The organism is Cumulibacter soli (genome assembly GCF_004382795.1).
GTDB lineage: Bacteria > Actinomycetota > Actinomycetes > Mycobacteriales > Antricoccaceae > Cumulibacter > Cumulibacter soli.
Genome location: NZ_SMSG01000006.1, coordinates 121962 through 135206, shown reverse-complemented (window position 1 = coordinate 135206; position 13245 = coordinate 121962). Strand labels below are relative to the sequence as shown.

General features: G+C 63.9%; 10 protein-coding genes. 6 read left to right on the top strand and 4 right to left on the bottom strand.

The genetic code is table 11. The features are described 5' to 3' along the window. The first annotated feature begins 348 nt into the window (after positions 1 to 348). A complete protein-coding gene (locus tag E1H16_RS18450) occupies positions 349 to 2025 on the top strand; it encodes an Ig domain-containing protein (protein ID WP_166741776.1) in 1677 nt (558 codons plus the stop codon). 557 nt (positions 2026 to 2582) lie between these two features. Then, positions 2583 to 3371 (top strand): hypothetical protein, encoded by a 789-nt coding sequence (locus tag E1H16_RS13795; protein WP_134324497.1) that lies wholly within the window; start codon positions 2583 to 2585, stop codon positions 3369 to 3371. A 240-nt stretch (positions 3372 to 3611) separates the two neighbouring features. Here E1H16_RS13795 and E1H16_RS13790 read toward each other — a convergent pair whose 3' ends face one another. From E1H16_RS13790 to E1H16_RS13780, 3 genes are all read right to left on the bottom strand, one after another. Next, positions 3612 to 5201: an ABC transporter substrate-binding protein gene (locus E1H16_RS13790; RefSeq protein WP_134324496.1), complete on the bottom strand. Its 1590-nt coding sequence runs from the start codon at positions 5199 to 5201 to the stop codon at positions 3612 to 3614. Positions 5202 to 5339: 138 nt separating this feature from the next. Further along, the gene (locus E1H16_RS13785; protein WP_166741775.1) at positions 5340 to 6797 is read right to left on the bottom strand and encodes an ABC transporter substrate-binding protein; all 1458 of its coding nucleotides are present in this window, start codon (positions 6795 to 6797) and stop codon (positions 5340 to 5342) included. A gap of 390 nt (positions 6798 to 7187) precedes the next feature. Further along, entirely contained in the window at positions 7188 to 7799 is a 612-nt protein-coding gene (locus E1H16_RS13780; protein WP_166741774.1) for a TetR/AcrR family transcriptional regulator, read from the bottom strand. A gap of 100 nt (positions 7800 to 7899) precedes the next feature. Here E1H16_RS13780 and E1H16_RS13775 point away from each other — a divergent pair, with 100 nt between their 5' ends. From E1H16_RS13775 to E1H16_RS13760, 4 genes are read left to right on the top strand one after another with little or no spacing between them, the layout of a single operon-like run. Then, the gene (locus E1H16_RS13775; RefSeq protein WP_134324493.1) at positions 7900 to 8895 is read left to right on the top strand and encodes an alpha/beta fold hydrolase; all 996 of its coding nucleotides are present in this window, start codon (positions 7900 to 7902) and stop codon (positions 8893 to 8895) included. A gap of 1 nt (position 8896) precedes the next feature. Then, positions 8897 to 10090: an LLM class flavin-dependent oxidoreductase gene (locus E1H16_RS13770; protein ID WP_134324492.1), complete on the top strand. Its 1194-nt coding sequence runs from the start codon at positions 8897 to 8899 to the stop codon at positions 10088 to 10090. Then, positions 10090 to 11121, top strand: coding sequence for a zinc-binding dehydrogenase (locus tag E1H16_RS13765; RefSeq protein ID WP_134324491.1), 1032 nt, complete (start codon positions 10090 to 10092; stop codon positions 11119 to 11121). Before E1H16_RS13770 ends, E1H16_RS13765 begins: the two co-directional genes overlap by 1 nt. Before the next feature lie 2 nt (positions 11122 to 11123). Beyond that, positions 11124 to 12287 carry an acyl-CoA dehydrogenase family protein gene (locus E1H16_RS13760; RefSeq protein ID WP_243837871.1) on the top strand — a complete coding sequence of 388 codons (1164 nt, stop codon included), beginning with the start codon at positions 11124 to 11126 and terminating at the stop codon, positions 12285 to 12287. Positions 12288 to 12347: 60 nt separating this feature from the next. On the opposite strand, the gene E1H16_RS13755 is transcribed toward E1H16_RS13760, so the two are convergent. Then, complete coding sequence (locus E1H16_RS13755; protein WP_208379064.1) at positions 12348 to 13220, bottom strand: beta-keto acid cleavage family enzyme; 873 nt, start codon at positions 13218 to 13220, stop codon at positions 12348 to 12350. Positions 13221 to 13245: the final 25 nt, after the last annotated feature.

Sequence of the window (13245 nt, the reverse complement as noted above, 5' to 3'; positions counted from 1 at the left end):
ATCAGGCAACCTCGGTGGAGACGGCGGCGTCGTTGATGCGGTGCAGGGTTTCAAGGAGCGCGTCGACAACCTCATCGCCGAAGATATCTTGGGGTCCGGTCGGACATGATCGATGTACGGCGACTCAACGAGCCGATCGGGCATATCGCGGCGCTTGTTTATGTACCGACTTCGGTACATAAACGGGCGGTGTGCGATCGGTAGGCCTGTTGGAGGCGCGACCGGGCCTTCGTGTAAACCAGACCCCTGTGTAGGTTCAGTGTTAGTGCAACCTGAAATCTATGTGATGCGAGGGTCTCGATGGGTCTGTGGCGGCGAAACGTAGCTCTGTTAGCGGGAGCGGGCGCGATGGCATTCGTGGGCGTCGCCGCCGGACCGGGCGCTAGCCCAGCCTCGGCTGAGCTTCCGTCCGAATGCACGCAGCAATCCGAGACCGAAACGGTCAGATGCGTCTACCTCTACACCGGCGCAACGCAGACATTCACCGTGCCGGAACGCGTCCATGAAATGAGCATCCTGGCGGTCGGCGCGCGCGGCGGCTCTGGCGGTGGTGAAACTGGCGGCGCGGGCGGGCTCGCGGGCGTTGCGCAGATCCAGAGCGAGTCCGTGTACTCCGGCGCGGAGTTCGCTATCGAGGTCGGCGGTGTCGGTGGCGACGGAGCCGCGCCCAACGCAGCTGGCGCCCCCGGCGGTGCGGGCGGCTACAACGGCGGCGGCGACGGCGGATCCGGAATCGCCGGTGGCGGCGGAGGTGGTGGCGGCGGGGCCTCATCCGTCCATGACTCGGTCGGCGCGGACGCATTAACAGTTCTTGTCGCCAGCGGTGGCGGCGGCGGTGGCGGCAGCACCGATCAGCCTGGTGGCGCCGGCGGCGGATCCGGTGCCACAGGAACTGGTGCCGCGCCGGGATACGGCCCAGTCAACTACGGCGCTGGGTGGCGCGGCGGCCCGGACGCGGACGATGGGTCCGGGAGCCGCGGCGGCGACGGCGCCAGCAGCGATCAAGCCGGCGGTGGTGGTGGCGGCGGAGGCGCATTCGGCGGAGGAGGCGGATCACTGGTCGGCAGCACCCCCGTGCCAGTCGGATCGCCTGGCTCCGGCGGTGGTGGCGGTTCAAGTAAGGCTGGCGATGACGACTCGGACGGCGGCGACGAAGGAACGACGTCCGATGCCACCGAAGGCATGGTTGCTCAGGTCGTGATCGAATTCGCCGATCCGAGCATCATCCACCCCGCGATCAGCATCGATTGGCCGAGCATCCCGGGCGGGCGGGATGCCCAGGTGACCCTGACCGTGCCTGCGCGCGAGTCCGACACTGTGTGGACATTGTCGACGTCCAGTGACGTGGCCGTACTTCCGGCGACCGTGACGCTCCCGGCAGGGAGCATCAGCGTCACAATGCCAATGACGACGTCCGTCGTGACGGAAACGATCGAAGTAACGATTACCGCGACCCACGGCGACGAGGTGATCACCACGACGGTGGCCGTGCACCAGGACATCTTGATCACGACGCCGAGCCTGCCCACCGCGGTGGTGGGTGAGGAGTACGAGGCGACGTTCACGGCTGTCGCCGGCCCGTTGGGGCAGTACTGGTGGTCGATCCCGCCGGATTCGCAATTGCCGCCCGGGCTCACGCTCGACTTCGACGGGAAACTCACCGGCGTGCCTACCGAGACTGGCACATATAGCTTCGTTGTCGTCGTCACCAGTGGGTCCGGCATCAGTCGCGAGTTCACCTTGACCGTGGTCGATCCGGCCGCGGTCCCAGACGACCCGGATAATCAGGCGCTGCCAACCGACGACGATCTTGTCGGGTCTACTGATGATCCTGCCGGGCCTGCCGTCGATCCGTCGTCTGCCGACTCGCCGTCCGCCTTGCCCGACGCGGGCCACGAGGCGCCAGCATCGGGCGAACCACTAGCAGCGACCGGCGCGGACGCCGCTCCGATGGCGATGCTCGGGGGCGGTCTGCTGATCGGTGGAGCCGCGTTGATGCTGATCGGTCGGCGCCGGCGCGCGTAAGCCGCGCCAAGGACCGGACAATCGCGGCTCTGAGCCGGCGTCGCCGCGCGAGCGCGGTGTGTTGAGACGCGCGCGTTCTCGGGTAAAGCTGGAAACGGGGCGTCAACGCATCGCGCGGGTCCGCGATGCGTTGAGATCAGTGGTGCGCATTTAGTGGCGCGGTTGCAACCTGAGTACGGGGCATTAGCGCGCTCGTTAATGCGCAACACGGACTCGCGCACAGAACGCACCTCGAATCGCACCGCAGTACGTGGCTCGCTCCGCCCCGGGCACCGCGCGACTCGCGGCGGGCAACCCGCAACTGGTCTGAGAGATAGTCGCGTTACGTCGTCGGATGGGAATGCGCAAGAAAGGGCGCCGACCTATCCACAGGTGAGCGCGTTTTCCCAGTGGTTGTTGACCGAGTCGCGAACACGTCCGCTGCGCGGCATGTTGTGCGCATGTACGCGCGAACTCCACTTCCTGACGAGATTGTCCGACTTGCGAATCGGCGCGAGGGGATCGTTTGCCGCTCCGATCTCACCGATTCCGGCCTAGGCCCGAATGTGATTTCGCGGATGACACGCGATTGGCGGGTAGTCGCTCGTGGGGTGTTCGCGGTCCCCGGAAACCACGACGCCTGGCTTCAACGGGTGTACGCCGGACTCGAGTTAGGCGGTCGTGGCGCAGCGGCGTACGGCGGGACGGCGCTCGCCCTGTGGGGGCTCGGCGAGCGGCGCAACCGCATCGAGATTCTCAGCAATAAGCGGCGTCCAGCGCCGTTGCCTTGGTTGCGGTGGCGCCGAGATGAGCATCGGCTACGACGGATCGTTGACGTCGACCCGCCGCGTGTCGCGCTGGAGGACGCCGTCATCGACAATGCCGCCTGCGCGAGCCGCTTCGATGCGCTCGCGCTCGTGTCGCGCGCGCTGCAGGAGCAGCGAACGACGCCAGAACGGCTCTATGACGCAATCGAGCGACGCGGACGAGTTCGACACCGAACGTTGTTGTTGACGGCTATCGGGGATAGCGCCGCGGGTGCGCACAGCGCCTTTGAGCATCTGTACTTAGAGAACGTCGAAAGGGCGCACGGTTTGCCGCCGATGGTTCGGCAGTACACCGTTCCGGTCAGCGGGCACGATGCTGACGGTGCCTATGCGGAGCACGGGCTGCTGATCGAGTTGGACGGCGTTCGCTATCACGACAAGGCGGCGGACGAGGCCCTCGACATCCTGCACGGAACGCACGGACTACGTACGGAGCGCCTCTCGTGGGGACGTGTTGATCTGGATCCGTGCGCCGTCGCACGGATGGTCGCGTCCATCATCGCGTTCGCCGGCCTACGCCGCTGCCCTCGTTGCCCCTGAGCGATCGCACCACCGTTCGCACCCCAGGCACTGGATCGGGTACTGCCGAGGTGGGTGGTTGCTTCAGTCTAGTTATGTTGCGCATTTAGTGGCGCGGTTGTGACCCGAGTACGGAGCATAAGCGCGCACGTTAATGCGCAACCAAGACGTTCAAGCGCAATCAGGACGCTATTGCGAAACTAGGCGATGATGCCGATCCGAAGCGCGGGCGGTTTGGGCGCGGCCCCAGGAGGCGCGTCACTAATTCTTGGTCGGATCGACCGCTGTGCCGCGGAAGTCGCGCACCGACGTGTCGAACACCTCCACACCGCTCACACCCGGTTGCATCGCCAGCGCTGTTTGGGTGATGCAGATCGGTATGAAGGGAGTCGGCTCCTCAATGGTGAGGTCGATGAACTCCGAGTACAACTCATTGCGCACGTCCGGGTCGGTTTCGTCCCCGGCCTGCTCCAACGGCGCCATCATGTTGTCGGGCAACGGATCGCCGGGATTGTTGAACGTTCCGGTCGCGTACAGCAGCGCCGTGGACTGGTCCGGATCGACCGCGGCGGGCATCGCTTGTACGGCGCCGTCGACCGACTCTTGTGTCATGAACTTCTCGACGACCTCGGGCCGCGTCGACGGGAAGATATTGACCGTGATGCCGATATCGGCGAACTGGTCTTGAACGATTTCGGTGAGTGTGGTGTAGAAGGTGATGTTCGAGGTCGCGATGTCCATCTCGAATCCGTCGGGATAACCGGCGTCCGCTAGTAATTGTTTGGCCTTCTCCGGGTCGTACGGCCACGCCTCTGAGCCGTCGCCCACATCAGAGTTATAGGCGATGCTCGAACTCGGCCATGGCTGGATGATCGGGTCGCAGTATCCGTTGCTGAGCCCTTCGTTGATGGTGTTGCGATCGATAGCGAGGTTCAGGGCTAGACGTACCTTCGGATCGCCGAACGGATCGATGCTGTTGTTCACCACGAGGTAGTTCAGCGATGACATTCCGCCGGCAATCACGTTCATACCGCCACCTTGCGCCCCACTAATCTGATCGGCTTCGATGTCTGCGATCGACAGTTCGCCGCTCAGCAGTGCGTTCAAGCGCGTCTGCGCGTCGGGCATGTGGAAGTAGTTCATCTTCGCGACCCGTTGAGCGTCGGGATCCCAATAGTCAGGCGTTTTTTCGAACCTGGCGACGTTCCCTGGATCGAGTTCGGTTGCGACGTACGGCCCGATGCCCACGGGCATGGTCTCGAGAGTGCCACCAGCGATCGCGGCAGGGGACACCATCATTCCTGCGCGCTGAGCCAACAGTCCAAGCACGAGGTTGGGGTGTCCATCGAGGTCGATGCGAACGGTGTGTTCGTCGACCGCCTCGACATTGGTGATAGAGGAGACCTGCTCGGCAATCTTGCTCGGCGCGACCCGGGCCCGGTCCAGGTTCTCCTTGACGGCGTCCGCATTGAACGGCTCTCCGTCCGAGAACGTCACGCCCTCGCGCAACGTGAGCGTGATCGAGGAACCGTCTTCGGCCAGTTCCCAGTCGGTCGCGAGCATGGGTTGCATAGCGCCAGCGGAATCGAAGGCGATGAGTCGGTCGTAGACGGGATAGAGCAGCGTCATGTCGAAATCTGAGACGCCCATCAGCGGGTCCCAACTCGTCGCGAAGACCGCGAAGCCGAAGTTCAACTCGGCGTCCTCGTCGTACCCCTCCACGAGGTCGACGCTCGTGGGGAGTGAGCCTTTTTCCGGACCGGATTCGCCCTTATCAGGCGAATCCCCACATCCGCTCAATAGCAGCACGGCGGCCGCGACGACGGCGGTGAACTGAGTACGACGACGCATCGTGGAGTCCTCCCGACTGGCCCACAAGTCAAGTGATCGATGTTCGGGCCGGCGTATTGGTGTTGTGGGTACCGCTCGGTATTTGAATCGACCCAATGGGCCGAATTGTCCGCGAGATGGGTACCCGCGGTGCTAGTTCTACGCCGGGTCGACGGCAACGCCCCGGAAGTCGCGCACCGACGTACTGAACACGTCGACGCCGCTCACGCCCGGCTGCATCGCAAGCACAGTCTGCGTGATGCAGATCGGCATGAAGGGCGTCGGTTCGTCGATCGTGAGGTCGATGAACTGCGAATACAACGCGTTACGCGCGTCCGGGTCTGTCTCGTTGCCGGCCTCCTCGAGCAGCGTCAGCTTCTCCTCCGGAAGTGGGTCCCCCGGGTTGTTGAATGTGCCGGTGGCGTACAGCAACTCGGAAGACTGATCGGGGTCGACGGCTGCGGGCATCGCTTGTACGGCGCCCTCTACTGACTTCTGTACCTGGAACTTCTCGACGACTTCGGGGCGGGTAGACGGGAAGATCTTCACCGTAATGCCGATGTCCTTGAACTGGTCCTGAACGATTTCGGTGAGAGATGTGTAGAACGTGATGTTGGTCGTCGCTATGTCCATTTCGAATCCGTCGGCATAGCCGGCATCCGCGAGAAGCTCCTTCGCTTTCTCCGGGTCGTACGGCCATGCCTCTGAACCGTCGCCCACATCAGAGTTGTAGGCGAGACTCGAACTTGGCCATGGCTGGATCGTGGGATCGCAGTATCCCTCGCCGAGACCTTCGCCGATGGTCTCGCGGTCGATCGCCAGGTTCATCGCGAGGCGAACTTGGGGGTCGTTGAACGGCTCAATGCTGTTATTGACGACAAGGTAGGTGAGCGAGGACATCGGACCGGCAATTACCGTCATGTCGTCGTTCTGCGCACTACTGATCTGATTTGCCTGAATGTCGGCGACGGTCAGTTCGCCGCTCAGTAGCGCGTTCAAGCGAGTCTGGGCGTCGGGCATGTGAAAGTAGTTCATCTTCGCGACCCGCTGAGCGTCGGGATCCCAATAGTCAGGCGTTTTCTCGAACCTGGCGACGTTTCCGGGGTCGAGATCGGTTGCGACGTATGGTCCGATGCCGACGGGCATCGTCTCGAGGTTTCCGTCGGCAATCGCTGCCGGCGACACCATCATGCCCGCCCGCTGGGCCAGTAAGCCGAGCACGAGGTTGATCCGCCCGTCGACATCGATGCGCACGGTGTAGTCGTCGACAACTTCGACATCGGTGATCGAGGAGACCTGCTCAGTGATCTTGCTGGGAGCTACCCTGGCGCGCTCGAGGTTCTCTTTGACGGCGTCCGCGTTGAAAGGCTCGCCATCGGAGAACGTCACGCCCTCACGCAACGTGAGCGTGACCGAAGAACCGTCTTCGGCGAGTTCCCACTCGGTGGCGAGCATCGGCTGCAATTCGCCCGCGGCGTCGAAGGTAAGGAGGCGGTCGTACACGGGATAGAGGAGGGTCATGTCGTAGTCCGACAATCCCATGAGCGGATCCCAACTTGTCGCGTAGACGGAGAATCCGAAGTTGAACTCTGCGCCGTCGTCGTACTCGTCGCTCAATTCGACGCTCGTGGGTAGCGTGCCTTTTTCTGGTCCGGATCCTCGCGACTCGGGGGCGCCGCCGCATGCGCTGATCAGCAAGACTGCTATCGCCGCTGTGACGGAAACTCGAGTACGCCGGTGCATCCTTCGCCCTCCCCGTGGCCGCGGTCGCGTAATGACCGCGTGTGGCGAGGGTAACGGCCCGGCGGCCGATTCTCAATGGTCGGCGACGTCAGCGGGACCTCAGCAGCATGACGTTGGACCCGTTGCGACAACCCGCTTTCGCCGTCACTCAGCGCGGAAGCGTGGTCATAGCCGAAAGCGCGAATGTTTTCGCGCTTTGCTTGCGAAGTGTGCTGTGTTGCAGCGATGGCGCACCACGCGCCCATGTTGGTTGTGCCTGTGACATCAGGTATCGGCGTCGTGGGCCGAGGAGAGCCGGGCGCCGACGCGTCCCACGGCGAGAAAGAGTTCGGTCGCAGTCGCGACGAACTGGTCGCGTTCCAGCGGGATCTGCTCATCAAGCCAGCGCACCAGCAACTCGCCGAACCCGCCGACCAGGAACGAAGCGACCGCGCGATGCGTGGCTGCGCCCGGCTGATGGCCGGCAGCCGCGTCGGCGACCAGCTCGACGATCAGTGAGGAGGATTCGGATCGACGGTGCTGGAGTTTGGCCAGTTCGCGACCCTCGACGTAGAGCACGCGGGCGCGTCGTCGATCAGAATCGACGTACGCCACGGTGCTGGCGATCATTGCGCGGATGCGGTCAGCGCGCTGCGACCCTGCTGCCTCGACTGCTTCGCTGACACAGGCCCGCAATTGGGTCACGGCCTCGTCGAAAACGGCCAGGACGAGCGCATCCAGGTCGGGAAAACTCTCATAGAAGTAGCGCGCGTTGAGTTGGGCTTCGGCGCACACCCCGCGAACGGTGGTGCCTGATAGGCCACGCCTGCCGATGAGTTCAAGTCCCGCGTCAAGCAGCAAAGAGCGGCGTTGAGCGACCCGGTCGGCAACGGGCACCCCTGCCCACCGGGTTGATCTGGATTGATCGGGAACTCTTGGCAACGAGCGTTACCGTACTCTAACCTCCTGGTAACGCTCGTTACCAGGAGGTGGTGTCGTGCCCAATCAGCGCACAGTCGCAGTAAACGGTGTCGAACTGAATGTCATCGACGAGGGCCCGAAGGATGGCCCGCTCGTGATTCTCGCCCACGGATTTCCCGAACTTGCCTACTCGTGGCGGCATCAAATTCCTGCCCTGGCGGGGGCCGGTTACCGCGTGCTGGCACCTGATCAACGTGGCTACGGCCGCAGTTCGCGACCGGAACATATCGCCGACTACGACATCGAGCACCTCAGCGCCGACCTGATCGGGCTCATCGACGACGTGGGCGCGCAGAAAGCCGTCCTCGTGGGTCATGACTGGGGATCGATGGCGGTCTGGCAGACCACGTTGTTGCATCCGGAGCGCGTACGCGGCGTGTGTGGGATGAGCGTGCCGTTCAGTCCTCGCGGACCGGTCCCGCCCACCCAGATATGGCGGCAGGTCTTTGCCGGAAAGTTCTTCTATATCCTCTATTTCCAGGAGCCCGGCGTCGCCGAGGCCGAACTGGACGCCGATGCGGCGAAGGTCATGCGGCGCCTGCTGTCGGGAACGCGAACTGACCGTGGCGGTTCGATCGAAGCGAATGCTGATGATGGTCGAGGTTTCGCCGACCGTTTTGCCGAGCCGGAGAACCTGCCCGATTGGCTCTCGCAGGAAGAACTCGACTTCTACAGCGCCGAGTTCGCGCGGACCGGATTCGGCGGTGGCATCAATTGGTACCGGAACTTCGACCGCAACTGGGAGCTGACCCCGCAGTTGGATGGGGCCACCATCGACGTGCCAAGCCTATTCATCGGCGGAAAACTTGATCCCGTGCTCCTCATGGCACCACCGGATAACCAGGCACAGTGGTTGACCGACTTCCGCGGCAACGTCCTGATCGAGGACGCCGGCCACTGGGTCCAGCAAGAGAAGGCGAACGAGGTCAACGCCGCATTGCTGTCCTGGCTGCGTGACATCACAAACGACGACACAACCGACAACGCGCGCGACAACGCAGGGGAGAACTAACGTGGGCCGTCCATTGAACTTCGGAGTCTTCTACGCTCCATTCCATCCTGTAGGGCAGGACCCAACGCTCGCGTTGGAGTACGACCTCGAGCGGATCGAAGCCCTCGACCGATTCGGATTTGACGAAGCCTGGCTGGGGGAGCACCACTCCGGTGGTTACGAACTCATCGGCAACCCCGAAATCATGATCGCGGCGGCCGCGCAGCGCACCAAGCACATCAAGCTCGGCACCGGTGTCGTGTCGATGCCGTACCACCACCCGTGGCTGCTGGCCGACCGGATCAGCCTGCTCGACCACCTGACCCGGGGACGTGTCATCTTCGGTACCGGACCCGGCGCGTTACCCACGGACGCGCACATCCTCGGTATCGACCCGGTCAATCAGCGGCGGATGCACGAGGAGGCCTTGGAAGCGGTGATCGCACTGTTCACCAGCGATGAGCCGGTGACGCGGGAGACCGACTGGTTCACGATGCGTGATGCGCGCCTGCAGGTACGCCCGTATCAGTGGCCGCATCCCGAGATCGCCGTCGCAGCGATGGTTTCGCCGTCCGGTCCGCGGCTGGCCGGGCAGTACGGCGTCTCACTGCTTTCGCTGTCGATGTCCGCGGCTGCAGAGGGATTCGCCGCGATCGGAAACGCATGGGGTGTGGTCGAAGAGCAGGCGGCCAAAGCCGGGCAGCCTGCTCCGGACCGCTCGACGTGGCGTGTGCTCGGACAGATGCATCTCGCGGCCACACGTGAGCAGGCGATCGACGACTGCAAGTACGGACTGCGTGACTTCGCTGCGTACTTCGGCGGGGGTGGTGCGGGATTCGTGCCACTGGCCGACGGCGATGACGGATCGGTTTCGGACGAGGCGTTTATCCAACAGTATGCCGAAAGCGGCCGCGCCATGATCGGTACGCCGGACGATGCCATCGAGTACATCGAAGGGCTGCTAGAGCAGTCCGGTGGGTTCGGCGCGTTTCTGATGCTTGGCCACGATTGGGCCTCGCCCGCCGCCACCATTGAGTCGTATCGGCTATTCGCCCGCCACGTGATCCCGCATTTCAAGGGTCGCCTGGCGCCACCGCGGGCCTCGCACGACTGGGCAGTGGCGAAGAAAGACGAGCTGCTCGGCCGCGCCGGCGAAGCGATCGTCAACGCGATCAAGAGCCACGCCCAAGAAACGAACCAGAAGGCGGTGCGGTAATGCGCGCAGCGGTCCTGCGGGACGGCGAACTTCTGGTTCGCGACGATGTTGCCGAGCCGGTGCCCGGTCCGGGCCAAGTACTCGTGCAGGTCAAGGCCTGCGGGATCTGCGGGTCAGACCTACACTTCGCCAAGCACGGCGCAGACATGCTGGCCCTCGGCCAGCAAATGGAAGGCGTGCCGGCGCGCAGCGGCGAGCCGCTCGACCTGAGCCAGGACGTCTTCATGGGGCATGAGTTCGCCGGTGAAGTACTCGAGGCCGGACCGGACGCCGAAGCGCCGCCAGCGGGCACGCCGGTCACGGCATTCCCCATACTGCTGCGATCGGACGGCGGCGTCGACCCCATCGTTTACTCGAACAGGGTTGCCGGCGGGTACGGCGAGCGGCTGCTGCTGTCCGCTCCGCTGCTGCTACCGGTGCCGAACGGGCTGCTGACCCATCTCGCGGCGCTGACCGAACCGATGGCGGTCGGTTTGCACGCGGTGAACCGGTCCAAGATCGAGCAGGCCGAAAAGGCGGTGGTACTCGGCTGCGGGCCGGTCGGGCTGGCGGTGATCGGGGCGCTGAAGATTCGGGGAGTCGACACCATCATCGCCGCCGATTACTCGCCAGCGCGTCGTGCGCTCGCCGCGAAGTTGGGTGCGACCGACGTGGTCGACCCTCGCGAGGAGACCGCGTGGGCACGTGCCGGCTCGGCAGCACCCCTCGTCGTGTTCGAGGCCATAGGCGTACCAGGAATCCTTGACGAGATCCTGCGGTACGCCCCCGCGCAATCGCGCGCTGTCGTGGTCGGCGTGTGTATGAACGCGGATACGGTCAACCCTTACTTCGGGATCAGCAAAGAACTATCGCTGCAGTTCGTCCTCGGCTACACACCTGAGGAGTTCGCGGCATCGCTGCGTTCGATTGCCGAGGGAGATATCGACGTCGCACCGCTGGTCACCGCCCGAGTCGGGCTGGACGATGTGCCGTGGGCGTTCGAAGCACTCGGAAACCCTGAAGAGCACTGCAAGATCATCGTGGAGCCGTGACCATGACCGACTGGGCTGCTGTTGCCACCGACCTTGCCGAGGAATTCGCGACGCGCGCGTCTGACATCGATCGTGAGGGTCGTTTCCCGGTCGAAAACATCGAACGTATGAAGGAGGTCGGGTACCTGACGTCAGTCGTACCGACCGAACTCGGCGGCGGGGGAGCGGACCTCGCCACCTTCGCCGAGTGCCAGCAGATCATCGCCGCCGGGTGTGCATCGACCGCCCTCGCGACCAACATGCACCTCTTCGGCGTCGGCGCAGCCGCGGAAGGCTGGCATATGGGCGATCGAGCCTCCGAACCGATCCTGCAGATGGTCGCGTCGGGTGTCGTCGTGGGCGGTAGCTTGACCGATGCCGCGACGGGACTCAACGTGCGGAGTTCTTCCACTCCGGCGCGCCCGGTCGAGGGTGGGTACGTGATCTCGGGGCGCAAGTCGTTCTGCTCGCTGGCGCCGGTGCTGCAGTTCTTCTGGGGGACGGCGGCGGACACCGAAACCGGCCAACTACTGCTGTTCGGTCTCCCGCGCGACACCGAGGGTCTCAACTTCAAAGACACGTGGGACACGATGGCGATGAGAGGAACCGGCTCGTGGGACGTCATCTTCGAGGACGTCTTCGTGCCGGCCACTGCCGTGCAACGTGGGCTGGACCCAAACCTGCCTCCTGTATGGGATTCGGCTCAGGAACGTATTTTCTCCTGGTTCTCCACATCTGTCGCCGCGGTCTACCTGGGCATCGCCCGGGCGGCTTCTGCGTTCGCGTACGACTACGTCAGTAATCGCACTGTCACCGGCGCGTCCTTACCGATGTCGCGCCAACCTGCCCAGATTGCCAGTGCAGCGGACATCGAACTCACGTTGCGCCCGGCAGAGGCAATGCTGCGCGACGCGATTCGTAGGCGAGCCGACGGTGAATTGCTCGAACCTTCGGATATCCAAGCGCTGAAGTACACCGCGGTCAATGCGGCTAACGCTGCCGTCGACCGATGTGTGCGCATGGTTGGTGGGCACGGCATATTTCGTAAACTACCGCTGGAGCGGTACTACCGAGACGTACGCGCGGGTCAGTTTCACCCGCCGTCCAATGACGTGGCGATCGAGACGATCGGAAAGGCGGCCCTGGGTATCGACGCAGGCGCGGAGCCTCGTTGGCCATCCGACTAGGCGGTGCAGTCACCGTCCACTAGGCGGTCGATTCACTGCGCCCCACTAAACCGCGTCCCACTAAGCGGTCGAGCCACCGAGAATGCGGACCGTCTCGGTGGGGGTAGCGGGGCGTGATCCGAGTTCATCGAGGAGCGCGGCGGCCTGCTCGGTCATCTGCAGGTTGGTGCGCTCGCCAGGAGTCGACAGGTCCTCCAGGCCGACACGTAGATGGCCGCCGCGGCGTACCACGAGTTCGGCGAATCCGTCGGCGAAGACGTCCCCTCCCAGGACCCCGGCTGACCACGGCAGGCCAGTGCCTTCCAATAGCTCTAGGTAGGCCTCGAGCGCTTTCTCCGTAGGCGGTAGCCCGAACATCGCGTCCTGCCCGAAGAAGATCTTGATCATCGAACCGGGCGGCAAGAGGCCTGCGGTGTGGAAGCCGACCGCGGCGCGCAGAAAGCTTGGATCGAAGATGGAGATGCTCGGCATGAGGCCCGCAGCGGCGCTTTGTTCTAACTTATATCGGCTATCTGGCAGCGAATTACGGTAGACGCCGTCCCATTGCCCGAGCGCGAGTGAGCCATCGGGCCGCATTCCCAAACTCACTGATCCCGGATCGATCAGGCTCATCCGCATCAGGCCACGTTCGCCGAGCTCGAGATTGTGCGCCCAACTCTGTTCGACGGGCTCGTGCAACGCACCGAATCGGGCGGTGGGGTAGAGCAGCGCGTCCGGGCGCTCGGCGATGATGGGCGTCCACGCGTCGACGTACTCCTGAAGGTCATCGGGGGCATTGTCGGCGTTCGGGTGGCTGTGCACGATCGCTGCGCCTGCGGCCATGCATTCAAGACCTTGACGGGCGATGTCCTCCGGGGCTCGGGGGACTGTTGGGTTGATCCGCGGCGTGGTCGATCCATTGAGGGCGACCTCAATAATCACCGGATTCGTCATCGTCACTCCAAGGTTGGGTGTATCC